Annotated in this window: 28 protein-coding genes; 18 read left to right on the top strand and 10 right to left on the bottom strand. The window is 60.8% G+C overall.

Annotation, left to right across the window (positions count from 1 at the left end):
- Window positions 1–26: 26 nt before the first annotated feature.
- Complete coding sequence (locus tag C6558_RS22040) at window positions 27–635, bottom strand: PAS domain-containing protein (protein WP_051509159.1); 609 nt, start codon at window positions 633–635, stop codon at window positions 27–29.
- Window positions 636–979: 344 nt separating this feature from the next.
- Between C6558_RS22040 and C6558_RS22035 the strand changes: the two genes are divergently transcribed.
- Both C6558_RS22035 and C6558_RS22030 read left to right on the top strand, forming a co-directional pair.
- Window positions 980–1,711 carry a rhomboid family intramembrane serine protease gene (locus C6558_RS22035; protein ID WP_025426722.1) on the top strand — a complete coding sequence of 244 codons (732 nt, stop codon included), beginning with the start codon at window positions 980–982 and terminating at the stop codon, window positions 1,709–1,711.
- A gap of 265 nt (window positions 1,712–1,976) precedes the next feature.
- Entirely contained in the window at window positions 1,977–2,405 is a 429-nt protein-coding gene (locus C6558_RS22030; RefSeq protein ID WP_025426723.1) for a CBS domain-containing protein, read from the top strand.
- Between the two features lie 158 nt (window positions 2,406–2,563).
- Here the strand turns inward: C6558_RS22030 and C6558_RS22025 are convergent, their stop codons facing one another.
- From C6558_RS22025 to folE, 4 genes are all read right to left on the bottom strand, one after another.
- Window positions 2,564–3,529 (bottom strand): patatin-like phospholipase family protein, encoded by a 966-nt coding sequence (locus tag C6558_RS22025; RefSeq protein WP_025426724.1) that lies wholly within the window; start codon window positions 3,527–3,529, stop codon window positions 2,564–2,566.
- Between the two features lie 46 nt (window positions 3,530–3,575).
- Window positions 3,576–3,800 (bottom strand): hypothetical protein, encoded by a 225-nt coding sequence (locus C6558_RS39705; protein WP_146160899.1) that lies wholly within the window; start codon window positions 3,798–3,800, stop codon window positions 3,576–3,578.
- Window positions 3,801–3,934: 134 nt separating this feature from the next.
- Window positions 3,935–4,387, bottom strand: coding sequence for a phosphoribosyl-AMP cyclohydrolase (hisI, locus tag C6558_RS22020; RefSeq protein WP_084814408.1), 453 nt, complete (start codon window positions 4,385–4,387; stop codon window positions 3,935–3,937).
- 23 nt (window positions 4,388–4,410) lie between these two features.
- Complete coding sequence (gene folE, locus C6558_RS22015) at window positions 4,411–5,028, bottom strand: GTP cyclohydrolase I FolE (protein WP_025426726.1); 618 nt, start codon at window positions 5,026–5,028, stop codon at window positions 4,411–4,413.
- A gap of 343 nt (window positions 5,029–5,371) precedes the next feature.
- Between folE and C6558_RS22010 the strand changes: the two genes are divergently transcribed.
- The 6 genes from C6558_RS22010 (at window position 5,372) to C6558_RS21985 (ending at window position 10,415) form a co-directional block, all read left to right on the top strand.
- Complete coding sequence (locus tag C6558_RS22010; RefSeq protein WP_025426727.1) at window positions 5,372–5,818, top strand: iron-sulfur cluster assembly scaffold protein; 447 nt, start codon at window positions 5,372–5,374, stop codon at window positions 5,816–5,818.
- 3 nt (window positions 5,819–5,821) lie between these two features.
- Window positions 5,822–6,196, top strand: a complete 375-nt coding sequence (gene yidD / locus C6558_RS22005) for a membrane protein insertion efficiency factor YidD (RefSeq protein WP_025426728.1) — start codon at window positions 5,822–5,824, stop codon at window positions 6,194–6,196.
- A complete protein-coding gene (locus tag C6558_RS22000; RefSeq protein ID WP_025426729.1) occupies window positions 6,193–6,621 on the top strand; it encodes a DUF2267 domain-containing protein in 429 nt (142 codons plus the stop codon). The genes yidD and C6558_RS22000 overlap by 4 nt, the downstream gene beginning before the upstream one ends.
- 17 nt (window positions 6,622–6,638) lie before the next feature.
- The gene (locus tag C6558_RS21995; protein WP_057205107.1) at window positions 6,639–7,193 is read left to right on the top strand and encodes a DUF1697 domain-containing protein; all 555 of its coding nucleotides are present in this window, start codon (window positions 6,639–6,641) and stop codon (window positions 7,191–7,193) included.
- Between the two features lie 216 nt (window positions 7,194–7,409).
- Entirely contained in the window at window positions 7,410–9,392 is a 1,983-nt protein-coding gene (gene thrS, locus C6558_RS21990) for a threonine--tRNA ligase (RefSeq protein ID WP_025426731.1), read from the top strand.
- A 183-nt stretch (window positions 9,393–9,575) separates the two neighbouring features.
- Window positions 9,576–10,415: a lysophospholipid acyltransferase family protein gene (locus C6558_RS21985; protein WP_025426732.1), complete on the top strand. Its 840-nt coding sequence runs from the start codon at window positions 9,576–9,578 to the stop codon at window positions 10,413–10,415.
- A gap of 47 nt (window positions 10,416–10,462) precedes the next feature.
- Here C6558_RS21985 and C6558_RS21980 read toward each other — a convergent pair whose 3' ends face one another.
- Window positions 10,463–11,467, bottom strand: a complete 1,005-nt coding sequence (locus C6558_RS21980; protein WP_057205104.1) for a hypothetical protein — start codon at window positions 11,465–11,467, stop codon at window positions 10,463–10,465.
- A 99-nt stretch (window positions 11,468–11,566) separates the two neighbouring features.
- On the opposite strand from C6558_RS21980, the gene C6558_RS21975 reads away from it, so the two are divergent.
- Entirely contained in the window at window positions 11,567–12,151 is a 585-nt protein-coding gene (locus C6558_RS21975) for a nitroreductase (RefSeq protein ID WP_025426734.1), read from the top strand.
- The gene (locus C6558_RS21970; protein ID WP_025426735.1) at window positions 12,151–12,753 is read left to right on the top strand and encodes a flavin reductase family protein; all 603 of its coding nucleotides are present in this window, start codon (window positions 12,151–12,153) and stop codon (window positions 12,751–12,753) included. The genes C6558_RS21975 and C6558_RS21970 overlap by 1 nt, the downstream gene beginning before the upstream one ends.
- A 23-nt stretch (window positions 12,754–12,776) precedes the next feature.
- On the opposite strand, the gene C6558_RS21965 is transcribed toward C6558_RS21970, so the two are convergent.
- On the bottom strand, window positions 12,777–13,481 hold the full coding sequence (locus C6558_RS21965) for an aldolase/citrate lyase family protein (protein WP_025426736.1): 705 nt from the start codon (window positions 13,479–13,481) through the stop codon (window positions 12,777–12,779).
- A 73-nt stretch (window positions 13,482–13,554) separates the two neighbouring features.
- On the opposite strand from C6558_RS21965, the gene C6558_RS21960 reads away from it, so the two are divergent.
- Entirely contained in the window at window positions 13,555–14,694 is a 1,140-nt protein-coding gene (locus C6558_RS21960) for a DUF2336 domain-containing protein (RefSeq protein WP_057205100.1), read from the top strand.
- 86 nt (window positions 14,695–14,780) lie between these two features.
- On the opposite strand, the gene C6558_RS21955 is transcribed toward C6558_RS21960, so the two are convergent.
- On the bottom strand, window positions 14,781–15,197 hold the full coding sequence (locus C6558_RS21955) for a hypothetical protein (RefSeq protein ID WP_084814407.1): 417 nt from the start codon (window positions 15,195–15,197) through the stop codon (window positions 14,781–14,783).
- A gap of 227 nt (window positions 15,198–15,424) precedes the next feature.
- Here C6558_RS21955 and C6558_RS21950 point away from each other — a divergent pair, with 227 nt between their 5' ends.
- Window positions 15,425–15,907 carry a GNAT family N-acetyltransferase gene (locus C6558_RS21950; protein WP_025426739.1) on the top strand — a complete coding sequence of 161 codons (483 nt, stop codon included), beginning with the start codon at window positions 15,425–15,427 and terminating at the stop codon, window positions 15,905–15,907.
- 127 nt (window positions 15,908–16,034) lie between these two features.
- Here the strand turns inward: C6558_RS21950 and parE are convergent, their stop codons facing one another.
- Window positions 16,035–18,098, bottom strand: a complete 2,064-nt coding sequence (gene parE / locus C6558_RS21945; protein WP_025426740.1) for a DNA topoisomerase IV subunit B — start codon at window positions 18,096–18,098, stop codon at window positions 16,035–16,037.
- Between the two features lie 210 nt (window positions 18,099–18,308).
- Here parE and C6558_RS21940 point away from each other — a divergent pair, with 210 nt between their 5' ends.
- The 6 genes from C6558_RS21940 to C6558_RS21915 all read left to right on the top strand — a co-directional run bounded on the left by C6558_RS21940 (window position 18,309) and on the right by C6558_RS21915 (window position 25,139).
- On the top strand, window positions 18,309–19,241 hold the full coding sequence (locus C6558_RS21940) for an alpha/beta hydrolase (RefSeq protein WP_051509160.1): 933 nt from the start codon (window positions 18,309–18,311) through the stop codon (window positions 19,239–19,241).
- A gap of 129 nt (window positions 19,242–19,370) precedes the next feature.
- Window positions 19,371–20,813 carry a UbiA family prenyltransferase gene (locus C6558_RS21935; RefSeq protein WP_025426742.1) on the top strand — a complete coding sequence of 481 codons (1,443 nt, stop codon included), beginning with the start codon at window positions 19,371–19,373 and terminating at the stop codon, window positions 20,811–20,813.
- Entirely contained in the window at window positions 20,810–22,132 is a 1,323-nt protein-coding gene (locus C6558_RS21930; RefSeq protein WP_084814406.1) for an FAD-binding oxidoreductase, read from the top strand. The genes C6558_RS21935 and C6558_RS21930 overlap by 4 nt, the downstream gene beginning before the upstream one ends.
- A 93-nt stretch (window positions 22,133–22,225) precedes the next feature.
- Window positions 22,226–22,666 carry a transporter gene (locus C6558_RS21925; RefSeq protein ID WP_025426744.1) on the top strand — a complete coding sequence of 147 codons (441 nt, stop codon included), beginning with the start codon at window positions 22,226–22,228 and terminating at the stop codon, window positions 22,664–22,666.
- Window positions 22,663–23,673, top strand: coding sequence for an NAD(P)-dependent oxidoreductase (locus tag C6558_RS21920; RefSeq protein WP_025426745.1), 1,011 nt, complete (start codon window positions 22,663–22,665; stop codon window positions 23,671–23,673). The genes C6558_RS21925 and C6558_RS21920 overlap by 4 nt, the downstream gene beginning before the upstream one ends.
- Window positions 23,674–23,684: 11 nt before the next feature.
- Window positions 23,685–25,139 carry an aspartate aminotransferase family protein gene (locus tag C6558_RS21915; protein ID WP_371412282.1) on the top strand — a complete coding sequence of 485 codons (1,455 nt, stop codon included), beginning with the start codon at window positions 23,685–23,687 and terminating at the stop codon, window positions 25,137–25,139.
- 34 nt (window positions 25,140–25,173) lie between these two features.
- On the opposite strand, the gene C6558_RS21910 is transcribed toward C6558_RS21915, so the two are convergent.
- Window positions 25,174–25,776: a YceI family protein gene (locus C6558_RS21910; RefSeq protein ID WP_025426747.1), complete on the bottom strand. Its 603-nt coding sequence runs from the start codon at window positions 25,774–25,776 to the stop codon at window positions 25,174–25,176.
- Between the last annotated feature and the right edge of the window lie 2 nt (window positions 25,777–25,778).

Below are 25,778 nucleotides of genomic sequence, written 5' to 3'. Positions count from 1 at the left end.
TGCGCGGATCTTGGCACAGGCGTTTGTCAGGCGTCGCGGCCGCCCTCGAAGACGCGCAAGTGTTGCACCTGCCGGATTCCGGGAGAAAATGCCTCGTCCATGGCCGGTTCCCTTAGGAGCGCCGCCGTCCGATCCGGATCGAGCACTCTGAGGCCCCTAACATCGAGACCGCTGACCGGTGCGGCGTGCAACCAGTACGGGCGCGACAATGGTGAGAGAGAACCGAGAATGCGGTCACTGTGACCTTCGTTGGAGGCGAGGGGAAGGAGCAGAGCCTCGATCTCCAATTCTCTCCTGTCTTCCGTCAGTGCAATCGCCGACAGCATGACGGGCACGTGTCGTGCCATCACCTGCGTGCTGACTTGAAGCGTTCTGCCAGCCTGGGTCCCGAACCAGAGTGTACCGAACTGCTGGCCGCGCAGTTCCTGGCCGAAGAGGGCGCAGACATGCGTTCCAGCCAGGCGGAATTTTATACTGGCGAAACTGTCCCTCTCGAGGATGAAGAGCTCAGGCAGGAGTGTCCGGATGGCCGACGGTTCGATTTCGTCGCGACGCGGTAGTTCACGGTCGCCACGAATGAGGTTCCAATACTGGAACAACTGCGTTGATGTCTTGCTGCGCATGATGTCGTTCATTCCATTTCGCGCGATCTGTGTGCCGATCCGGCACAAATTCGACCGCTCATACCGGTTGTCCTGATGACAGAGCGAATTCCGTGCCACCTGGAAATTAAGGTTAACAAACGGTTTCGATTGCTTCGGCCGCAGCGGGCTGGCACCTGAATGAACATCACTTCACGAAGGATTGCCTTCGGCACAGATTTTGAGCTCTGGGTATTGGGAGCTCACCGACCGTTCAGTTTTTACTGGACGGTCTTTTTTTGTTTGCTTATGGCTGGGCGCGCTGTCCGGCGATGCGCAATTGCCCGGCCGACTGGGTCGGATTGAAACGGACATGCGGACGGAAGAGAGCAGCAGCCATGGAACGAGATCAGGCAGCGACGCCACCGGAGGCGGAGCGGGAAGGCGCCGTCCAGCGCACGCACGAGCCCGCATTCAACCTGCCGGCGGGGCTGACGTGCATCCTGTTGTTCCTCGTCGCTATTCATGCGCTTCGCACCTATGTCTTCTCGAGCAGTCTCGACCAGGATATCATCCTGAACTTCGCCTTCCTTCCAGCGCGCTATGATCATCCGCTTGCCGAGCAGAGCCTTGCGTGGCTCTGGAGCCCGGTGACGTATTCGTTCCTGCACGGAAGCTGGGAGCACCTGATCTTCAATATCTTCTGGATGGTTGCCTTTGGGGCACCGGTGGCCCGGCGCATCGGCATGGCGCGGCTGGCTCTCTTCTGGGCTCTTTCGGCCGCCGCTGCCGTAGCACTTCACACAGTATTTCACTGGGGCGAGATGATCGTCGTGGTCGGCGCCTCGGGGGTCGTTTCGGGCTTCATGGGTGGCGCGGCGCGATTCGTGTTTTCGCCAAGCGGCCGCATCAGTCGGCAGTTCGCCCACCTCAATCGCAGGCTTTCCTTCAGCGAGGCGCTCTCCAATCGCTCAGTCGTCGTTTTCAGCGGCATCTGGTTCCTGACGAATTTCCTCGTCGGGTTCGGCATGTTCACGCCTGGCGGAGCCGACAGCGTGGCGTGGGAAGCGCATATCGGCGGTTTCCTCTTTGGCTTCCTCCTGTTCGCGTTGTTCGACCCACGCGATTGAGAACGCACCGATCCTGTTGCGATCATTGTCAGAACGCTTGATTTCCCGGGAACGCTGGCGCACCATTTGAAACGGCCGATATTGTCCATGGACGGTGCGGCCCGTGAAGGCCGGGTGCTCAAAGGTATAGCGCGTTTCTGAGGAGCGACGCGTCAGCCTTGCAGGTACCGGAGTGGGTATAGGTTCCGTTGCCCGACTGTGCCGCACACGACAGGCTGGAACCTTCCCCGCCGACCCGGCGTCGTCGCAACGGGGAGAAGTGTGCATGTCAGTAAAAGCGATACTCAATGAAAAGGGCCGGAACGTCGTGACCGTCGGTCCTCGCATGACGGTTCAACAGGCCGCAGTCCTTCTGCGTGACAATCATATCGGCGCAGTGATCATCATCGATGCGGATGATCAGATCACCGGCATCCTGACCGAGCGCGATATCGTCGCCGCCATTGCCAAACATGGCGCTGCCTGTCTGGAGAAGCCGGTCTCGGCCGTGATGTGGCAGAACGTCTATTGCTGCACCGAGGAAATGTCCGTCGATACGCTGATGGAAATGATGAGCAAGCTGCGAGCCCGTCATCTGCCAGTTGAAACGAATGGGCACCTGGCCGGCATTATTTCGATCGGTGACGTGATCAAGCATCACATTCGCGCGATGGAGCAAGAGGCCGAGCACATCAAGGCCTATATAGCTGGATAATTGAAAGGGGCGGTTTCCGCCGCCCTTTTGTTGTCCGTCTGCGGCGCAATCTCGAACAGTCGTGCTGAACGCGCGCTGGCACTTTCCGCCATCGCTAAATGTGCGACCGGTACAGCAATCCCTTGGAGCAACGCGGAAACCTGGCATTGCGCCCGTTGTCAGCGAACCAGGACTTCCTGCATCCGGCGGATTTCGGCGAGCTTGGCTTTCGCTTCCTGATAGCCGCGATCAATCGCCTCTCCGGCGCGGTGGAATTCCGAGAGCCCGATGTCGTTGAGCTTCGGATGGAGGGCCAGATCCGGAGGATCGCCGGCAAGGCGCGCACGCGAGATGCGATCCTGAATGATGTTGAAGGCCTGAACCATGACGCTGGTCATGCCCATGCGCGCCGAGTGGTGCGTCGGCTCGTTGATGGCCGGCATATCCAGGGTCTCTGTGCCGGCGCTGTGTTTGACCACGGCAGAGCGGCCATAGAGATCGTAGTTAAGGTTCACGGCAACGACGAGCTGCTGTTCATGCGCACGGCATACCGAAACCGGTACGGGGTTGACCAGTGCGCCGTCCATTAATGTCCGGCCGTTGGCATTGATCGGCTCGAAGATGCCGGGAAGGGCATAGGACGCGCGGATGGCGGTGATCAGAGAGCCCTTTTCCAGCCAGACTTCGTGGCCGCTATGCACCTCGGTTGCAACCGCAATGAACGGTCGGTCGAGGCTCTCGATGCTTAGGCCCTTGAGATGCTCCTGCATGCGCTTGGTCAAGCGCAGCCCACCGAAGAGGCCGCCGCCGCCGATGGCGAAATCGAGCAGGCCGGCAATGCGTCGTACAGTCAGTGACCGGGCAAATGCTTCCAGTTCATCGAGCTTGCCGGCGAGATAACAGCCACCGACAAGAGCGCCGATGGAGGTACCGGCGATCATGCCGACCTCGATGCCTTCTTCGTCGAGCGCTCTGAGCACGCCGATATGGGCCCAGCCGCGAGCGGCGCCGCCGCCGAGCGCGATTGCGATCTTGGGCGGTCTGGGCGGCACGGCGGGTTCAGATGGTGTTGTCGAGAGTGATGACCCGTCCGGGTCGGTCAGGTCGGCAATCTGGCTGCTACGCGTAAAAGTCCAGTTCAACATCCGGCACCTCCAACACCGCCGAACACGTGGCAGCGCAACACGTCCTTCAGAATGCGCGAAGGGCGTCGTGGCGCTCCATGCATTGACTCAAACTTCCGAAGACCAGATTCGATCCTGGAACGACGCAATAATTTTGAGCGCACTTGTCTGGAGGAAAACCTGCCAAGCCGGCGCTGGTGCCGGCCTTGTCCTTATTCATCGCTGAAAGACTGGCACCGTTATTCAGATTACCATCGATCCTGTCGCCGCGTGCGGCGGGGCCGATAAACATTCACTACAGTTTGCAATGTTACCCGGCTTGCGGCCGTTCCCAGGGAAACTGCATCCTTGCCGAAGGATTAGGCGCCCGCTGGGTTACCAAAATATCAACGCAGTATGCACCCGCCCCAAAAAGATGCGCAATGCTTAATTTTTGTCATAAACCTCGGTCGGGTCGAAATGCCTGATGTCGTCGGTGATCGTAACGGTAGCACGGCCGCCATCGGTGCCGACCGTTCGAAAGAAGCAGGAGCGGCGGCCGGTGTGGCAGGTTGCGTCGTGTCCGGCGACCGACACCTTGAGCCAGATGGCGTCCTGGTCGCAATCGGTGCGAATCTCTTTCACCGTCTGAAGATTGCCGGAGCTCTCGCCCTTCTTCCAGAGGCTCTTTCGGGAGCGGCTGTAATAGTGGGCGACGCCGGTCTCGATCGTCAGCGCCAGCGCTTCGGCGTTCATGTGCGCGACCATCAGCAACTCGCCGTCGCGTGCGTCGGTGACGACGGCGGTGATCAGCCCCTTTTCATCGAAGCGGGGCGTGAAGGCCGGACCGTTTTCCAGTTCGGCATTGTTGGAGGAGGGGGTCTCGAATGTGAGCGTCATGAAAGGCTCCGTTGGTAGGAGCCTTACTTGAAGCCCCGCAGCATCGTCATGAAACGGGCCTGTTCGGCCGGTTCGGTCTGGAAAGTACCCGTAAATGTGGTGGTCAGCGTTGTCGAGCCTTGCTTCTGAACGCCGCGCATCGCCATGCACATATGTTCAGCCTCGATCATCACCGCGACCCCGCGGGGCGCCAGCGACTCGTCGATCGCCTTGGCGATCTGGGCCGTCATCGATTCCTGCGTCTGCAGCCGGCGACCATAGATATCGACCACGCGGGCGATCTTCGAAAGCCCAAGAACCCTTCCATTCGGCAGATAGGCGACGTGCGCCCTTCCGATGATTGGCACCATGTGGTGTTCGCAATGGGAATAGAACGGAATGTCCTTGACCAGCACCATGTCGTCGTAGCCGGCAACCTCTTCGAAGGTCCGGCCGAGCACGTCTTCGGCTGCGAGATCGTAACCACTGAAAAGCTCGCGGTAGGACTTGGCTACGCGTGCCGGCGTATCCAACAGGCCCTCGCGACTCGGATCATCACCTGCCCAGCGCAGCAGAACGCGCACGGCGTCCTCGGCCTCTTTTTGCGTCGGCCGGTCGCTCGCATTGTCGAGCACGGGGAAATTCTTCACTATGGCATCCATAATGGCCTCTTTGCGCAATACGGGGATTGCTTGACGTTTTATCTTTCGGACAACTCGCCACTGGCCATTCGCCTAACCCTGCAGGCTTGGGTTCCGTCGGCGGGCTCCGGGGCTTTCTGGTCCTTGCTTAGCAGTGCAATGGACCGTCCGGCACGGTTTCCCAAACAACAGGCGACATTTTGATCCTCTTGCGGAACTGTCGCCCCAACACGACATAGCATATAGTATGGTGCCACAGAGATGAAAGAGGCCGAGGGGACTGCGTCGTGCTTTTTTCCTGCCTATAGGAGAAAATCATGCGCCGATCACCCAAAACCGCGAAAAATCAGCCGGATCGCGTCAAATGATGGATGACATTTACAACAATCGTATTCTCGACTTCGCCGGCAATATCCCGCGTATCGGGGTTCTGGAAAATGCCGATGCCGAAGCGGTTGCGCATTCGAAGCTTTGCGGCTCGAAGGTCCGGATCTGGCTGAAGATGGACGGCGACGTGGTCACGGATTTTGCCCATGACGTCAAGGCTTGCGCGCTCGGGCAGGCATCGTCGTCGATCATGGCTCGTCATGTCGTCGGCGCGCAGGCGAGCGAAATCCGAAAGGCCCGCGACGAGATGCTGGCGATGCTGAAGGCCGACGGGGAAGGTCCCTCTGGCCGTTTCGAGGACATGCGGTTCCTGAAGCCGGTGAAGGACTACAAGGCCCGGCACGCCTCGACCATGCTCACTTTCGATGCTGTCGTCGATGCGATCGGCCAGATCGAGGCCAGGCGTCTGGCGACGGCCGTCTGAGCCATGTGCCGGGATCCGCATTGCGAACATCCGCCCATGGCTGGCTCTGAGTCTGCGGGCGGCGGGCGCAACTGGTCCGGTCCTTTCCGCAGGACGCCGGGGCGCCTGCTTGGCATGGCCTTCATCCGTGCCTATCAGTTGACCCTTTCCAGTTTCATCGGCAATGCCTGCCGGCATCTGCCGACCTGTTCGGAATATGGCTATGAGGCAGTCGCACGCCACGGCCTGTGGGCCGGTGGTTGGATGACGCTTTTTCGCGTCGCGCGTTGTGGCCCGGGCGGAACCCATGGGTTCGACCCGGTGCCGGAGCGCCTGAAGGGCAGGCATCATTGGTATGCGCCGTGGCGCTACTGGCAGCCGCGGCCAAAGGGCGGATGAACGCGATGACGATCCCGATGGAATATCGGCAGGCTTCGGTCGATTTCGACCGCTTCATCACCGATGCCCGCGATATCTCAGGGCTCCAGACGACGAACCAGGCCTATACGATGGTTCAGGCCGTGCTGCAGACCTTTCGTCGTCGCCTGGATGTCGAGGATGCGATCCTGTTTGCCGACGTGCTGCCGCCGGTTCTAAGAGCGATCTTTATCGCCGAGTGGGATCTCGAAGAACCCACGAGCCCGTTTTCGGGAAGGACGGCTATGACGCTCGAAGTGCAAGCGCTGCGTGGAGACCACAATATTTCGCCGGATACGGCAATTGCCGATGTGGCGGCAGCCTTGCGGAAGAACGTCGACGAAGCGAAGCTCGATCGCGTATTGGCCCATTTGCCGGCCGGTGCCGCCGACTACTGGCGTGCATGAGCCAAGGAGTTCCCTGCGTGAACAGCTACGTCGCGCTGCTCTATAGTATCGTGCTCAGCGAAGGGCGGCGCGTTGTGATGGGTGATCTGAAAGCCATGGCCGAGCGGCTCGGTCACCGGTCACCGCGCACACTCGCCGCCACGGGCAACCTGTTGTTCGAAACGGACAGGGTTGCCGTCGGAGAGCTGGAGGCGGCGCTCGAGACGGCATTCGCCGAGACGTTCGGCCGGCAGGTCGACATCATCGTTCGTCCTGGTTCCGATTGGCTGAGGCTTGCCGCAGCCAATCCGTTTCGCGTTGAAGGCGAGGAGGACGGCACCCGCGTCCATGTTCGCGTGATGCGCGAGCCGCTTTCCGGCGCCGTGCCTTCGGATTTCGAACGCTATTGCACTGCCGGCGAGCGTCTGGCGGTCGTCGATGGCGACCTTTGGGTTCATTTCACCGGCCAGGCAAGCGAATCGAAACTGCTCGGCGCCTTGACCAAAAAACGTCTCGGCATCGGCACGTTCCGCAACTGGAACACGGTTAAGGGCCTCGCCGCGATGCTTCGTGCATCCTGCATGTTTCCTTAAATCCTATTCGATTTAAGGATAAAAACATGCAGCCATTCAAAGTGCTACAGCGACCTTTGCGCGTCTGATAAGACGCGCGGCGCTGTAGGCTGTCCTTGCCTTTACTCCGTTTCGAAAAACCTCTATCAGGCCTGCGTCAAATAGCCGGCGGAAGCCGGTCAGTCATACCACACCATACCACCCGCATTCGTTGGCGGGACTGGATAGGAGATCATGATGTCGAATCCCGTTTCCCTTACATTTCCTGATGGCTCCGTCCGCGAATACGCCCCGGGCACGACCGGGCGCGATGTCGCCGAGTCGATTTCGAAGTCGCTGGCCAAGAAGGCCGTCGCCATCGCGCTCGATGGCGAGCTGCGCGACTTGTCCGATACCATCGCCGATGGCCGCATCGAAATCGTCACCCGCGACGACAAGCGTTCGCTTGAGCTGATCCGCCACGATGCGGCGCACGTGATGGCGGAAGCCGTGCAGGAGCTGTGGCCGGGCACGCAGGTGACCATCGGACCGGTGATCGACAACGGCTTCTACTACGACTTTGCCAAGAACGAGCCCTTCACGCCCGACGACCTGCCGGTCATCGAGAAGCGCATGAAGGAGATCATCGCTCGCAACAAGCCGTTCACCAGGGAAGTCTGGCCGCGCGAAAAGGCACGCCAGGTCTTCGCCGACAAGGGCGAGGCCTACAAGGTAGAGCTGGTCGATGCGATCCCGGAGGGCCAGGATCTCAAGATCTACTATCAGGGCGACTGGTTCGACCTTTGCCGCGGCCCGCACATGGCCTCGACCGGCCAGATCGGTACGGCATTCAAGCTGATGAAGGTTGCCGGAGCCTATTGGCGCGGCGACAGCAACAACCCGATGCTGACCCGCATCTACGGCACGGCCTGGCATACCCAGGAAGAGCTTGACCAGTACCTGCATATCCTGGCCGAAGCGGAAAAGCGCGACCATCGCCGCCTCGGACGCGAGATGGATCTCTTCCATTTCCAGGAAGAGGGTCCGGGCGTCGTCTTCTGGCACGGCAAGGGTTGGCGTCTGTTCCAGACGCTGACGGCCTATATGCGCCGCCGGCTCGCCAACACCTATCAGGAAGTCAACGCGCCGCAGGTGCTCGACAAGTCGCTGTGGGAAACGTCCGGTCACTGGGGTTGGTACCGCGACAACATGTTCAAGGTGACGGTCGCCGGCGACGACACCGATGACGAGCGGGTCTTCGCGCTGAAGCCGATGAACTGCCCGGGTCATATCCAGATCTTCAAGCATGGCCTGAAGTCATACCGCGAACTGCCGGTGCGGTTGGCCGAATTCGGCAACGTCCATCGTTACGAGCCATCCGGTGCGCTGCACGGGCTGATGCGCGTGCGCGGGTTCACCCAGGATGATGCCCACGTCTTCTGCACCGACGAGCAGATGGCGGCCGAGTGCCTGCGCATCAACGATCTGATCCTTTCGGTCTACGAGGACTTCGGCTTCAAGGAAGTCGTCGTCAAGCTGTCGACCCGTCCGGATAAGCGCGTCGGTTCCGACGAGCTCTGGGATCGCGCCGAAAGCGTCATGACCGACGTGCTGAAGACGATCGAGGCGCAGTCCGAAGGCCGCATCAGGACCGGCATCCTGCCGGGCGAGGGCGCCTTCTACGGTCCGAAGTTCGAATATACACTGAAGGACGCGATCGGCCGCGAATGGCAGTGCGGCACGACACAGGTCGACTTCAACCTGCCGGAGCGCTTTGGCGCCTTCTATATCGACAAGGATTCCGAGAAGCGTCAGCCGGTGATGATCCACCGGGCGATCTGCGGTTCGATGGAACGCTTCCTCGGTATTCTGATCGAAAACTTCGCCGGCCACATGCCGCTGTGGATCTCGCCGCTGCAGGTCGTCGTCGCGACAATTACTTCCGAGGCAGACGACTATGGTCGCGAGGTCGCGGAGCTTCTGCGTGATGCCGGACTTACGGTCGAGACCGACTTCCGCAACGAGAAGATCAACTACAAGGTCCGTGAGCATTCGGTGACCAAGGTTCCGGTCATCGTCGTTTGCGGCAAGCGCGAGGCGGAAGAGCGTTCGGTCAACATCCGGCGTCTCGGCTCGCAGGCCCAGACGGCGATGTCGCTCGACGAGGCGATCGCTTCGCTCTCGGCTGAGGCCACGGCGCCTGATCTCAAGCGCAAGGCTGAAAAGAAAGCCCGGGGTTAACACCCCGGGACCTTCGCTCTGTCAGCAAACTGTCATATTAGCGGAATATCCGGATGCTACAGCGCCGCGCGTCTTATCAGACGCGCAAAGGTCGCCGTCGTACTTCGAGTTGCTGCATGTTCCTATCCTTAAACCGGGTACGATTTAAGGAAGCATGCAGGAGGCCATCCATCGGAGACTTCCGTGCAGTTCAAAGAGCTGTCTTACGCAAATGAAAATGACCGGCGCCTGAAGCGCTGGTTCATCCGCTCCATGGAGGGCCTGGCGGGTCGCAACCGATACGTCAAGCTTTACGCGCGTTGGCAATCCGACGTCGTCGGCAAGAGCGACCGGATCTTCGGCGAGATGCTGAAGCTGATCGATGTCCGCCTGCGGCTTCAGGGCGAATGGCCGCCTCGGCACCTGCCGGACACCCCCCTGGTTATCGTTGCCAATCATCCCTTCGGCATCGGCGATGGCATTGCCGTTCTGGCGCTTGCCGAGCAACTCGGCAGGCCGTTTCGGGTGCTGATCAACAACGAGCTGTTGAAGGTGCCGGAGATGGCGCCCTATTCGCTGCCGGTGTCCTTCGAGGAGACGAAGGAGGCCTTGGCGCTGAACATGGCGACGCGCCACGAAGCGGTGCGATTGCTGAAGGACGGCGTGACGATCGTGATCTTCCCGGCCGGCGGCGTAGCAACGGCGCGCTCGGGCTGGGGCAGGGCCGAGGATCTGCCGTGGAAGATCTTTCCGGCCAAGTTGATACAGGCCGCGCGCGCGAACGTCATACCGATCTATTTCGAGGGGCAGAACGGCCGCATCTTCCATCTCGCCAGCAAGGTCTCGCTGACGCTCAGGATCTCTCTCCTGATCCGCGAATTCCGAAGGCTGTCGGGCACGACGATCGCGGCCCGCATCGGGCATATCCTCACCTGGGAAGAGCTTTGCTTGCATGCTGACCGCAAGGATCTGCTCGGTCGCATCTACGAGGCGGTCTTTTCGATGGCACCGCCGCGTCGCCGTTTCCTCAAGCGTGCCGGCTGACGTAGCGTCAGGCGTGCCTGCCGCACGGTCAGCCTGGCGGCGTCAGATCAATCCTGTGCTTCCGCGGCTGCTTCCGGGCTTGCGGCCGCGCCGCCATTGGTCAGCAGCACTTCGATATCGGTGTTGACGCCGGCCTTCACCGTGAAATCGCGCTGGTAGATCTTGTTCTTGTTTCTTGCGACAGCCGTATAGTTGCCCTCGAGAAGAACCAGCGTCGGGAACGCCCCTTCCTCCTGGTCGACGATGTCGCCGGCCGAAGTCAGGATCGACCAGCCGGTGTCGGCGATGGCTTCGCCGCCCGGCTCGGAGACCAGCTTCAGCGTCAGCTTCGCAGCCTTGTGCTGGATCGTCGCTTCGGTCAGCTTGCCGGCTTCCACCTGGATGTCGGCCGTGATCACCGCATTTGTCGTGCCGTAGTTGGAGCTGACATGATAGGTGCCGGCGCCGAGGCGAAGGACGGTGCTGGGCTTCACGTCGGCGGCAATCAAGGCCCGTTCGCCATCGCTCTGCGTTTCGGACGAATAGATGGAGAAGCTGAGTTCGCCCGGCGGGATGCGCACATCGCTGCCTGAGACCGCATTCAACGTCATGCCGCCAGCATCAAGGACCAGTACCTGCTTGTCGAGCACGCCGTCTTCCGGGATGCGGATCTTGCGCGTCGCGGCCGCACGGCCAAATGCGACGTTGACGAAATACTCGCCCGGCACCAGGCTGAAGGCCGTCGATCCGCCTTCGGACGTCGCCAGCAGCGGCAGCTTGCCGTCGCTTCCGGGGATCGGGCTGAACACGCGCCAGGTCAGGCCGGCCTCGACGGGCTGACCCTTGCCGGTCAGAAGCGCCTCGAGTTTCACGTCCTTCAGTGTGCCGCCCTGTGTCGGGTCGCTGGTCAGCGGACTGAAGCCGGTCAGCTTCTGCGTCTTGCCGGTGGTGGAAATGGAGGGAAAGCTCTCGAAGGCCTCCGTGGCGTCCTGCGCCAGGACGCTGCCGGCGGTGATGCTTGCGAGTGCGACCGCCAAACCGGTTCTGATGAAAATACGAGGGCAGGTGCGCATGAGAGCAGTTGACTTCCTGACTGGGTGACTCCACTTGAGACGCCGGTATGGCATTTTCGTGGCTGCCGGTCGGCGGCAAAATAGTGGAATTCACCCAATATGAAAACCGAAATAAAGCTCGTTGACTATCTCGCGTCCCGCCGGTCCATTCCCGCTTTTCAGATGGGTGAACCAGGACCCGGTAGAGCTGAAGTCGAGGAAATGCTGAAGCTCGCCTCGCGTGTGCCGGATCACGGCAAGCTCGCTCCGTGGCGGTTCATCGTTTACCGCGGCGAAGAGCGGGCGCGCATCAGCGCCGAACTGAAGACAATGGCACTCGCCAAGAAGCCCGATCTGTCTGACGAGATGATCAAGGTCGAGGAGACGCGGATGACGCGGGCTCCGGTCGTCGTTGCGGTCGTCAGCAAGGCAGCCCCGCATTTCAAGATCCCGGAATGGGAGCAGCAGATGTCGGCCGGTGCCGTTTGCCTCAACCTGCTTATGGCGGCCAATGCGCTCGGCTATGCCTCCAATTGGCTGACCGAATGGTACGCCTTCGACGAAGCTGCCTATCCGTTGCTCGGCGTTGAGCCGGGCGAGAAGATCGCCGGCTTTATCCACATCGGCACCGCTACGGTCCCGCCAACGGAGCGTCCACGCCCGGAACTGGCCGAGATCGTCACCTGGGTCGGAGAAGACGCCTGATGTTCTACGACACGGCCGCAAACAGGCATGGCCTGCCGCATGATCCGTTCAAGGCCATCGTCTCGCCGCGGCCGATCGGCTGGATCGGCACGCGCGCCACGGACGGCTCGCTGAATATCGCGCCCTATTCCTTTTTCAATGCGATCAGCGACCGGCCGAAACTCGTGATGTTTTCGTCGAGCGGCTACAAGGATTCGGTGCGCAACATCGAGGCCACCGGCGAATTCACCGCCAGCTTCGCCAGCCGGAATCTGAGCGAGGCGGTCAACAAGACCTCGATTGCAGCTCCCCATGGCGAGAGCGAGTTTACGATAGCCGGGTTGACGCCGGTTGACGGGACGTTGGTCAAGGCGCCGTTCGTGGGCGAGGCCTATGCGGCGCTGGAGTGCCGGATGACCGAGATGTTCCAGCCAAAGGGGCTCGATGGCGAGCCCTCGGACAATTACGTCGTCATCGGCCAGGTGGTCGGCATCCACATTCGCGACGAGGCGATCCGCGACGGTCGTTTCGACATGGCGACGGTCCGCCCGCTCGCCCGCCTCGGCTACATGGATTACTGCGACGGCGGCGACGTCTTCCAGATGGTGCGTCCCACGCGCTGAGGCGTGGGTAGTCGGAGGAAGCGTCAGCCGCCTGTATCCAGCCATGCCGCTTGCTCCGGCGAGCGGCAGACCACGGAAGAAAAGCCATTGGCGCGGCTGGCAGCGAAGGCGCGCCGGACGGCCTTTTCAGTCACTGCCGTTTGCGGCAGCATTTCGTAACAGCCAAGACCCGCTTCATGGGCGCGAAGAGCAGCAGCGGCGCGCCCGGCGGCGATTGGTGCGACCAGAACCTCATCCTGCGGCTCCTTCGATGGTCTGCAGCCGATAGCCGCCGCCAGCGCAGAGGCATCGAAAATAATTCCTTCGAGACGCGGCGAGCTTTCGCCAAGGGAGTAGGGCGAAAGTACGCTTTCGGGGACCGAGCCATATTCGGCAAGGATAGCGACCTGCTGCAGGCGATTGCCTACGTTCGCCTCCGCGACGCGCAGCATGACATCGAGCCTCTGCACATCTGCGCGGCTCCGGCATCCGGAAAGCAGGACGCCGCTAATGTCGTTGCGAAGAAGCGAGGCCATGTCCTCCGCTGCCAGGCGGTTGATTGGAGCGATCCGTGCGAAGACACGGCAGGCACCGCGCGCGACTGCCACCAGCTGAGCTAGTGCATCGTCACCAAAACCGAGATCGACAATAATGCCATCGAAAGCGTTGAGATCGACGGACGTCGGTAGCGGCGCGCCGGCGCTCTGAAACAGCAGTGGTTTCATGGTTTTGAAGCGGTTAACGGACATGGTGAACCAATCTTAAACCTTTGCCGGCTAGGCTTCCAACATCAGGTGGCTTTGGGTGTCTAGTGGGGCGTCGGTGATCATACAAGCATTTCTTCGCTGGGTGGAGACGGCGAGAACGGGCGATCGTGCCCGCGCTGCCCGGGCCCTCGGTCGCGCCTATGTCGACGCGCAGATGAACGGTATTGATCGTCAGGCTGCCGAAATGGCAATGACCTTTCTGCTCGACGATCCCTCTCCGAAGGTACGTTCGGCTCTGGCCGAAGTGCTCGCGCCATCCTCCGATATTCCTCGTGCCATCATTCTCGGGCTTGCCGAAGACCAGCCGGAAATCGCCTACATCGTCATTTCCCGCTCGCCTGTTCTGACCGACGAGGACCTTGTCGATCTTGCAGCCCGGGGCTCGGTCGAGACACGGGCGCTGATTGCGGCCCGCGCATTCGTGTCACGTTCCGTCTCAGCCGCTATCGCTGAAATCGGCGGCGAAGAAGAAATGCTGATCCTGCTTGAAAATGGCGGTGCCCAGCTGCCGCGCCGGTCGTTGAAGCGGATCGCTGAGCGTCTCGGCTATTCCGCTGCCATCCGCGATCTGCTGCTGGACCGCGCCGACTTGCCAAGCGATGCCCGGCACGCGCTCGTCGAAGAGGTGGGGGCAGCTCTCGCCGCCTTCGGTCTGGTTCAGATGGCGATCGGAAAGACGCGGGTAGAGCGGATCACGCGCGAGGCCTGCGACGTCGCAGCGGTCGGCATGGCCGGCGCTTTGGCTGTGGATGAATTGCCTGACCTCGTCGCTCATCTGCGCGGGACCGGTCGCCTGACGCCGGCGTTCCTGTTGCATGCACTTGTCACCGGTCGGGCGGAGTTTTTCTCGGCAGCCATCGTCGATCTCTCTGGCGTCACGGAAAAGCGCGTTCGCTCGATCCTCTCGAGCGGCCGCATCCATTCCATTCGCGCCCTGTTCGAGAGCGCCGGCCTTGGGCGTGACGTCAGCGAAGCGTTCGCTGAGGCGGTCCTGCTCTGGCGCAAGGACGGCACGACCGGCACGGACGATTGTCGCGCCTCGGTCTGTGCCGCGCTGCTCGCAAGCTTGCACGGTCAAAGGGCGCCTTCGCCGGCCTGCAATGCAATGGCGGAAATTCTCGAGCGTCTGGCCTTTGCCGAGCAACGGCAGTCTGCCCGCGACTATGCCCAATTGGCCGCGCGCCAGGCCGCCTGACGTCAATTCGCCGAAAGGTCAGCCAGCCGTGCTGGCCGCCAAACCACGAGCGCCGAAAGCCTGATGAATGACCCCGCCTGATTGCGTCAGTCGGTGAACCGCCGCGCCACCCAGGAATAACCGTCCTCGATGTAGTGAACCGGCTTGCTGACCAGGGTCTTCAGCTTCTCACGGTCGGGAACGGCGCCGGAGAGAAACGCAAGGGCGCGCTTTGGCAGGGTCGGTTGCACCTCTGCTGCCTGCGGCGCCGGCGTCTCGGGCTGCGGAAGCGGAGCGACGACCTCCGGCTGCGGATCATTGGTGGCGAAGCCGGGGCCGGAACTCTCGCAGACGGCGACGACCACGGGATAGTTGGCATTGGAAAAGCGCGGCAAATGTTTCTGCGAATCCGTATCGCATTGGGCGATCGAGGGCCATGTCCCGTCGACCGTCGAGATATATTGGCACTGGCTGACGTCGTGGTCACAGCCAAGGATGGTCATAACGATCAGGGTGGCTTTCATGGTCTGGCTGTATCCATCTGGGCGCCGGTTGCACGACTTCTGCCTGTGTGATTCTTCCGGAATTAGGGCAATGGCCTGAACGCGCAGAAACAATTTGTTTCGCCGCGTCATTCGGATTGATGGGCAGGTCTGGTCCTTGCGCAATTTGACGTATTGGGTGCCGACCTACAGGCCGTTAGTTTCGCTTCAGAACCGCAAACGAACCAAGCCATTGCCGAGGATAAAAATTGCCTGACGTCACGATCGCCGAAGAGTTACCACGCCAGCCGGAAATCCTGCGCCTTCTGGAAATGTCGGACGCCTATGCCGCATTGCTCTATCCTGCGGAAAGCAACCACCTTGTCGATGTGCCGACGCTGGAGAAGCCAAGCGTATCCTTCTTCGTCGCGCGTTTTGATGGAGTTGTCGTCGGTTGCTGCGCGCTGGTCGAAGCCGGCGATGGTTCGGCGGAGATCAACCGCATGTTCGTCGACCCGCAGGCGCGGGGACTGAAGGTCGGAAAGCGTTTGTTGCAGACAGTCGAGCGGCACGGCGAGAACTGCGGTCTTGATATCATCCGGCTTGAAACCGGTATTCACCAGCCGGAAGCAATCGGGCTCTACAGGAGCGCCGGATATGTCGAGCGCCCGCCTTTCGGCAACTACCAGCCGGATCCGCTGAGCCTGTTCATGGAGAAGGCGCTGCGCACACCTGCAGATCTCGATCGATAGTCGGAGCGGCGTCTTTGAAGGCGCCTCGCAAATGGGCAACGCCCGTCGTTTCGGGCGTGCCATTATCGGCTTCACCCACGGTGCCTATCTGCTTGTAAACACATAGGCACCGCGACGTCTCGGTCGATCAGATATCGAGATTATCCGCGAACACGGCGCGTTCCTGGATGAACCGGAAGCGTGCGTCGGCCTTGGTGCCCATCAGGCTGTCGACGGCTTCGCGCGTGCCTTCGAAATCGACGTCGTCGATTTGGACCTTGAGCAGCGTGCGGAACTTCGGATCCATTGTCGTTTCCTTGAGCTGCGCCGGCAGCATCTCGCCGAGACCTTTGAACCGGCCGACTTCGACCTTGCCGCGGCCGTTGAATTCGGTGCGCATCAGCTCTTCGCGATGGGCGTCGTCGCGGGCATAGAGCGTCTTCGAGCCCTGGCTCAGGCGGTAGAGCGGGGGTACGGCGAGATAGAGGTGGCCGCCGCGGATGAGCTCCGGCATCTCCTGGTAGAAGAAGGTGATCAGCAGCGAGGCGATGTGCGCGCCGTCGACGTCGGCGTCGGTCATGACGACGATGCGTTCGTAGCGCAGGTCCTCTTCCCGGTATTTGCTGCGAGTACCGCAGCCGAGCGCCTGGATCAGGTCGCCGATCTGCTGGTTGGCGCCCTGCTTTTCCCGACCGGCGCTGGCGACGTTGAGGATCTTGCCGCGGAGCGGCAGGATGGCCTGGTTCGCGCGGTTACGCGCCTGCTTGGCCGAGCCGCCAGCCGAATCCCCTTCGACGATGAAAAGTTCCGCACCTTCGGCTGTGTTCTGCGAGCAGTCGGCAAGCTTGCCGGGCAGGCGCAGCTTGCGCACCGCGGTCTTGCGGTTGACTTCCTTTTCCTTGCGGCGGCGGACGCGCTCGTCGGCGCGCTCGATCACCCATTCAAGCAGTTTTGCCGCCTCGGCCGGGTTGTCGGCAAGATAATGATCGAAAGGATCGCGCAGGGCGTTTTCGACGATGCGCTGTGCTTCGACGGTTGCCAGCTTGTCCTTCGTCTGGCCGACGAATTCCGGCTCGCGAATGAAGACCGAGAGCATGCCAGCGGCTGAAATCATCACGTCATCGGTGGTGATAATGGCGGCGCGCTTGTTCTGCGTCAGCTCGGCGTAATTCTTCAGACCCTTTGTGAGCGCGATGCGGAAACCTGCCTCGTGCGTCCCGCCTTCAGGCGTCGGAATGGTGTTGCAATAGGAATGGACTTGCTGGTCGCCACCATACCAGGTGACGGCCCATTCGAGCGATCCGTGGCCGTTCGACTTCTCGGACTTGCCGGCAAAGATCTCGCGGGTAACCGTGAACTCCTTTCCGAGCGTTGCGGCAAGATAGTCCTTCAGGCCGCCGGGGAAGTGGAACACCGCCCGGTCCGGTATCTCGGAGCCTTCCGGCAGCAGCGACGGATCACACGACCAGCGGATTTCGACGCCGCCGAAGAGATAGGCCTTCGAGCGTGCCATGCGGAACAGGCGCGCCGGCTCGAAGCGGGCATGCGGTCCGAAAATCTGCGGATCGGGATGAAACCGAACCCGCGTTCCGCGTCGGTTGTGGACGTCACCTAGCTCCTCCAGGCCACCCTGCGGCACGCCGCGCGAAAAGCGCTGGCGATAGAGCTTGCGATTTCTGGCAACCTCGACTTCGAGATCGTCCGACAGCGCGTTGACGACGGAGACGCCGACGCCGTGCAGACCGCCGGAAGTTTCATAGGCCTTGCCGTCGAACTTGCCGCCGGCATGCAGAACCGTCATGACGACTTCGAGCGTCGATTTGCCCGGGAATTTGGGATGGTTTTCGACCGGAATGCCGCGGCCGTTGTCGGTTACCGACAGATAGCCGTCGGCGTCGAGATGGACTTCGATGAAGTTGGCGTGCCCCGCCACCGCTTCGTCCATCGAGTTGTCGATGACTTCGGCGAAGAGATGGTGCAACGCCTTTTCATCGGTGCCGCCGATATACATGCCCGGACGCCGACGGACAGGCTCCAGCCCCTCCAGCACCTCGATCGCCGAAGCATCATAGTCGCCGCTGTCGCTGCCTTTGGGAGCAGGGCGCGGTTCTTCACGCGGAGCCGGCGCCGTTCGCGCAACAGGCGCGGCGTCTGCCACGACGGGCTTCGGTTGTTCGGGTATTGCGGAGAAGAGGTCGCTGTTGTCGTCCATGGGGCGTCTAGATCATTCCTGTCGTGCGGAGGTGCTGAAGGCCATAGCAAGACCTCGGTCTTGTCGCCATCCCCAGTCATTCGAATCACCCGAATTCTGCCAGACTCTTGCCGATTGTGCGAACAAAAGGAGAATGGCCGCGCCGGATGCCTGCAAAATAAAGCCTCTGCGTCGGCGTTTGTTACCAACTGTTGCTTTGCTGTCGGGCCGATGGCAAGGCTTTGCCGCGAACCAGGGAGCCCTTCGTTGTCCGTGTCCACAGCTGATTTTTGCTTTCGCCGGCTTGCCGCCATTTTTCTGTCCGTCGGCCTTTTTGCAAGCTCGATCGTTTGCGCCGAGGCGCAGGTGCTTAAGCCCTACAAGGACGATCTGTTTTCATACGGCAAGGTGCTGGAGGAGAGCGAGGGCGGTGACTACCGCGTCGTCGACTATCAGGAACTGCGCGATATCAATGAACGCGACGAAATTCCGGAGCGGCGCGTCAAACGCGCCTTCGTCTCGTTGGGTGTCAAAGGCGAGCAGGTCAACGAGACGCTCGATGTTGGCGGGCGCTCGCTCGACGTGACGCGCGTCGGTCGGGAGCGCGGCGCAGCATTCACCGTGATTTTCATCCATGGACGCGGGGGAGACCGGCGCCTCGGCGCCAATGATTTCTCCTTCGGCGGCAACTTCAATCGCCTGAAGAACCTCGCTGTCGCCAATGGGGGCGTTTATTACGCGCCGAGCGTGCGGTCCTTCGATGCGGCCGGGGCCGCGGACGTTGCAGGCCTGGTCAAACTTGCCGCCGAGCGCTCCGGCGGGAGACCTGTCGTGCTGGCCTGTGCCTCCATGGGCAGTTTCATTTGCTGGGGTGTGTCTCGTGACGCGGGCGCTGTGGCAGCGCTTGGCGGCATGATGATCATGGGCGGCGCTGCCGATCCTGATTTTACCAAGAGCGCCGCCTACAAGGCGAAATTGCCGATGTTCTTCAGCCATGGCAGCCGAGATAGTGTCTATCCGGCAGCGAGCCAGAAGGCGCTGTACAGCGCGTTGAAAGGGCAGGGCTATCCGGCCCGCTTCGTGCTCTTTGAGACCGGATCGCATGGAACGCCGGTCCGTATGACCGATTGGCGCGACGCCTTGAACTGGATCGGCAGCCGCTGACGGACATCGCTCGCGGCTCGGCATTTGTTAACCAGAACGGCAATTTCCGGGTGTAGGCGCGCTGCTTATTTCCACCTTTGAAAGTGATCGGCGCGATTATCCCCGGCAGATATTGCTGGGGTAGATTTCATGAATGCGCATATCGAAACACGGCAAATTCCGTTGTGTGTCGACTTGGATGGCACCTTACTGGCTGCCGACACACTGTGGGAAGGTGCTGCGATCATCGTTTTGCGCAATCCGCTGATGCTCTTCCCGATGCTCATGTGGCTATCGCAGGGCAAGGCGCGTCTGAAACATGAGGTTGCCTTGCGCTCCGGACGAATGGCGGCGGACTGGCCGTATCGCCAGGCCGTCCTTGCTCGATTGGCCGCCGAAAAGGCCCAAGGACGCGACATCGTGCTGGTTACCGGTGCTGCACCTTCCGTCGCGCGAGAGGTCGAAGCGCATATCGGGCTCTTTTCTTCGATCATGCATTCGTCGGAGGCACTCAATCTGACCAGCAGCCGAAAGCGTGATGCGTTGGTGGAACGGTTCGGCGAAGGTGGCTTCGACTATATGGGCAACAGCCGCGACGACATCGCGGTCTTCGAGGCGTCGCGCCGGGCAATCGTCGTGGCACCCGATGCGGCGGCTGAGAAATGGCGTCGTAGTCACGATGCCGAGAAACTCGACACCGGCAAAGTGAGCATGCTTGCGCCGCTGAAGTCGATCCGCGTCCATCAGTGGGCGAAGAACGTGCTGATCGGCGTGCCGATGATCCTCAATCATGAGGTGCTGCATCTGGATGCGCTGGTGAGTGTTGCCATCGCATTCTTTGCGTTCAGCTTCCTGGCCTCCGCCGTCTACGTCATCAACGACCTCTCCGATCTGGCGAACGACCGGCGCCACGCGAAGAAGCGCAACCGGCCGCTTGCCAGCGGCCAGATGTCGGTGCCGACGGCATTGGTGCTGGTCGTCTGCCTGACCCTGGCCTCGGTTTCGCTGACCTTTCTCCTTCCGTGGAAGTTTGCTGGCGTGCTGGCGTTTTATGCCTGTGCTACGACGGCCTACACCTTTGTGCTCAAGCGCAAGCTTCTCGTCGACGTGTTCACGCTTGCCGGCCTCTACACGACCCGTATCGTTGCCGGTGCGGCGGCGACCGGAACGGAACTTTCCTTCTGGCTGGTGTCGTTCGCGATCTTCTTTTTCCTCAGCCTGGCTCTGGTGAAGCGCTACGTCGAACTGCATGAATTCGACAACAAGGACGGCGGTGCCGTTCCCGGGCGCGGCTATCTCGCGGTCGATTTCGAGATGGTCGGGCAGGCAGGCGTGGCCTCAGCCTTCACTTCCGCTCTGGTGCTTGCGCTTTACGTGCACAGCAAGGAACTGCAGGAAATGTACACGACGCCGTGGGCATTGTGGCCGCTTTGCCCGCTGGTGCTTTATATGCTCCTTCGGATCTGGATGCTGGCGCGCCGTGGCATGCTGCACGAGGATCCGGTGGTCTTCATCATGCGCGATTGGCGCAGCCAGCTGACCATGCTGATCGGGGCGTTACTTATTCTTTTCGGAGCCGTCGGGCCGCAATGAACGCACAAGACTACGAAAGTTGGGGCCGGCTCGACCGTCGGCCACGACAGGGCATTTCACCCGACGACTACGAAGATCGCATCGGCAATATCGAGCCCGATGCCTTCCTGCCGTTCGGCAACGGCCGCAGCTACGGCGACAGCTGCCATAACGATCGCGGCATGCTGATCGACAACCGTCGACACGCGCGCATAATCGCCTTCGATCCGGGCACAGGGATGATGACCTGCGAAGCCGGCGTTACCCTTGGCGACGTTTTGGCCCGCGCCATTCCGCACCGCTTCTTTCTTCCCGTGACACCAGGTACGGCTTTTGTCACCGTTGGCGGCGCGCTTGCCAACGATGTCCACGGCAAGAACCACCATGCCCGCGGTACCTTCGGCAATCATGTGACTGGCTTTACGCTCCTGCGTTCCAATGGCGAGCACCTGGCCTGCACTCCGGCGGAGAACCAGGAGCTGTTTTCCGCCACGATCGGCGGAATGGGGCTCACCGGCTTGATCCTGACCGTCAGTCTTCGCCTCACCAAGGTGCCGTCGCCGCATGTGCAGCAGCACGCGATCCGCTTCGATAATCTCGACGAATACTTTGGTCTCGTCGATCGCGTCGACGAAGAACACGAATACTCAGTCGCCTGGATCGACCAGCTTGCAACGGGACGGCGTATGGGCCGTGGGGTTCTGCTGGCCGGCGACCATGCCGATGGCTCTTGCGAGCTTCCCGATATGCCGAAAGGCATGAAGCTCTCGGTGCCGTTTTCGCCACCGTTCAACCTGCTCAATTCAGCGACGCTCAAGGCCTTCAACGAATACTATTTCCGCAAGCAGAAACCGGGCGAGGCCGTGTCGACGGTGCCGTGGACTTCCTATTTCTATCCGCTCGACGCCATCGGCGCGTGGAACAGGCTGTACGGCCCCAAAGGTCTGTATCAGCACCAGAGCGTCTATCCCGCCGAGAATGCGCGGGAGATCACCGCGACGCTGATGGAGACCGCGCGCCGTGCCGGACACGCATCGTTCCTGACCGTCTTGAAGCGCTTCGGGGACGTCGCCTCCCGCGGGCTCCTATCGTTTCCGCGGCCTGGTTTTACTTTGACGCTCGACTTCGCCAATCAAGGTGAACGGACGGTTAAGCTGCTGGACAGGCTGGATGCAATCGTTGTCGAAGCCGGGGGCGCGATCAATCCTTACAAGGATGCGCGTATGAGCCCGCAAGTCTTTGAAAAATCTTTCACTTCCTGGAGGGAGCTTGAGGCTTTGCGCGATCCAGCGCTGACGTCGAACTTCTGGCGCCGCACGGCGCTGGCTTTGCCAAAGTGAGAATGCCGACAATTTTATTAAATTAAACACGCGAACTTCACTGAATATGCGTCTCTCGCGTGTAGGTACTTCCCCGGGACTGGGGGTAAAACTATGAAATATATTCCATTCATTCTCTTCACTGTGCTGACCAATGCGGCGGCACAGTTGATGCTGAAACAGGGCATGATGTCACTCGGGCCGATCTCGATGACGGCAGAGACGGCGATTGTTCGCCTGTTCCAGATCGTTTTCAATCCATGGGTCTTCGCGGGTCTCGCGACCTTTGTCATCTCGATGGCATCGCATCTCTATGTGCTGTCGAAGGTAGAGCTTTCCTTCGCCTATCCGTTCCTGAGCCTGGCCTATGTGGCGGTTGCGATCTTCGCCTACTTCGTCTTCCGCGAGGACCTCAATGCCTGGCGCATCGCCGGCATCGCGCTCATCTGCGTTGGAACGGTTCTGATCGCCCAGTCGGGCATGTCATCCCATGGCGACGAAAAGTCGATCGATACGGCTGGTGCAAGAACAGCAGATTTCGGGAGCAAGTCATGAAGCATATTATCTTTGGTGGCGACGGTTTCGTCGGCCGGCATCTGGCGCAGCGCCTCGTTCAGGATGGCGAGGAGGTCGTGGTCGCCGATATCGTCAAGTCCGATCTGCCGCACTACAACCGTGCCCGCTTCGTCCATTGCGATGTGACGCAGATGAGCGATGTGCTGAAGGTCGGTATCGGCCCTGACGACATGGTCTACAACATGGCGGCCAAGATGCTGTCACCGTTGCAGATCCGTTCGAAGCGCTGGGATTTCTTCTGGCCGGTCAACTACTACGGTGCCGAGAACATCATGAAGGCCATGGGCGCAGCCAATGCGTCGCGTCTCGTTCAGTTCACCACGGACATGATCTACGGCCACACGGTGCAGTCGCCGCAGACCGAGGACCATCCGGCAAAGCCGCTCGGCGAATACGGAAAATCGAAGTGGGCAACGGAGCAACTTGCCGCTCAATGGCGCAAGCAGGGCATGAACATCTCGATCTTCCGCCCACGCCTGATCATCGGACCCGGCCGCCTCGGTATCCTCGAAAAACTGTTCAAGCTGATCGACATGAACCTGCCGGTGCCGATGATCGGTTCGGGCAGGGTACCGTACCAGTTCATCTCGGTGTTCGACTGCGCCGAAGCGGCGCGGCTCGCCTGGAAGGGTGGCGTGCCCAACGAGGCCTACAACCTCGGCTCGGATAGTCCTCCTTCGGTGCGTGAGCTTCTCGGCAACCTGATCAAGCACGCCGATTCAAAGTCCTTCCTGCTGCCGACGCCTGGCTTCGCAGTGAAGCAGACACTGGCGCTGTTCGATCTGATCAACAAGCCGATCATGGATCCGGAGCAGTACCTGATTGCCGACGAACTTTGCGTCCGTGAAACGGGCAAGCTGAAGCATCAGCTCGGCTGGCGGCCGGAGTTCAACGATGGCGACATGCTGATTGCCGCCTATGACGAGTATCGGGCCAAGAAATCCGGCGCTGCCATGCAAAACGCCGCAGCCGTACCGGCCGAGTGAGGGGAATGACAATGCTGGATAGACCGAACCGCACAGGCGTCTCGGCGCCGTCGATCGAAGGCGGGGTCGCAAGGCCAAATCTGATCACGGTCGAGCAGGCGAAAGCCATGTCGATCGGGGACATCACGACCGCCTTCAAGGACCATCTCAACCCTGGTCAGCTTCACTTCATGAAGCTGCTCGGCTTTCACAAGGTGAAGATCGAAAGCGCCGAGGGCATGTACTACACCGATCAGAACGGTCGGAAGATTCTCGACTTCTTCGGCGGCTTCGGTTCGCTGGCCTTCGGCCACAACCATCCGCGTATTCTCGAAGCACGCCAGAAGTTCCAGGACGAGAAGCGCCACGAAATTGCGATCGCCTTCATGTCGCAATATGCATCGGCGCTCGCCAAGAACATTGCCGCCTGCTCGCCTGCTGATCTCGACATGGTCTTCCTCGGTTCCTCCGGTTCCGAGGCGATGGAGGCAGCCGTCAAGCTCGCCGAGCGCGCCGCCGGCCCGAAGCGTCCGAAGGTCGTCTACGCGGAAAATTCCTTCCATGGGAAAACCAAGGGCGTGCTTGCCATTACCGACGGCCAGCTTTACCGCGCCGAGTTTAGGGTTGCCGACAACACGGTCCGCGTTCCCTTCGCCGATATCCAAGCCGTCGAGAACGCCTTCAAGTCCGATCCCGAAATCGGCGTGATCGTGCTCGAGACGATCCTGGGCGGCGGTGGCATCATCCAGGCGCCGGCCGAGTACTGGCAGCAGCTGCGTGCGCTCTGCGATCGCTATGGCGTCCTGTGGGTCGCTGATGAAGTGCAGTGCGGTTATGGCCGTTCGGGTCGCTTCTATGCTTTCGAGCATTATGGCGTCATTCCTGACGTCACCGCGCTCGCCAAGTCGCTCGGTGCCGGCAAGGCGGCGGTTGGCGCAATGATCGCCCGCCGCGACGTCTACATGAAGGCTTATGGCACATCGAAGACGGCGATGATCCACGCCATGGCGACCTTCGGTGGCATGGGCGAAGCCTGCGTCACCGCGATCGAGGGCATCAATGTGCTCTACGACGATCATCTGATCGATCGCGCCGCTGACAGCGGCGACTATCTGCTTGAACGCCTGCAGGCGCTGAAGGAAAAATATCCGAAGATCATCAAGGACGTACGCGGCAAGGGACTGATGGTTGGCCTGGAGTTCCAGGATTTCAGCCAGACGTTGCCGATGGTTCTGCGTCCGGTCGTTTCCGTGTTGGATGACAAGCTGAAGGGCTCGCTCTCTGGCTTCATCGGTGCGTTGCTTCTGCGCGACTACGACGTGCTGGTTGCCTTTACCGAATACAATCGCAATGTCATCCGGCTCGAGCCGCCGCTGATCTGCGAGCGCGCGCACGTCGACCAGTTCATCGCGGCACTGGATGAGCTTCTTGGCCGCGGCATCGTGCATATCGTCAAGGATTTCCTCGGTAGCCAGATCGGCGGCTGAGCGGAAACCCAAAAATACCTCGAAGGGCAGGAGCTTAGTGCTTCTGCCCTTTTATGTTCATGTCGAATTCGACGACATTGGAATAGATCGGCGTGCCGACGTCCATGCCGTAGGGTGAGCGAAAGATGCTGCCGCGGATTATGAAGGAGATCGACCGGCTGTTCCAGTCCATCAGCTTGACGGAGAACCGTTCCTTCCGCGCTTTGCCGCGCGCCGTCAACGTGCCTTCGACGGCGGCCGTGTCCGGGCCGGTCTGCTTGACGCTGGTCGAGCGGAAGGTGACGGTGCGATAGGTCGCGCTGTCGAAGACCGCACTCGACTTCAGGAAATCTTCGACGCGGCTTTCTCCCGTCTCGACACTTTCCGGGTAGAGGGTGAACTCGACCGACGAACGGGCGATGTTATTGCCATCGATACGGAAATTGCCGGAGAACTTGCCGAAGTCGCCGATGATGCCGCCGCCACCGACTTGCGCAACGGAGAAATGCACACGTGACGCACCGGTGATGCCGTAGCTGCCGGCAGCGTCCGAGAGTTGCGGCGCACTGGCACTTGTGGCGCTTGGTCCGAACGTCGTGGCAAGCACGACGCCAAGTGCCAATGCTGTTGGCGTTGCCTTCGATTGCTGCTTGATCATGG

The organism is Ensifer sp. NM-2 (assembly GCF_003024455.1).
Classification (GTDB): Bacteria; Pseudomonadota; Alphaproteobacteria; order Rhizobiales; family Rhizobiaceae; genus Ensifer; species Ensifer canadensis.
This window is presented reverse-complemented; position numbering and strand designations above follow the sequence as displayed.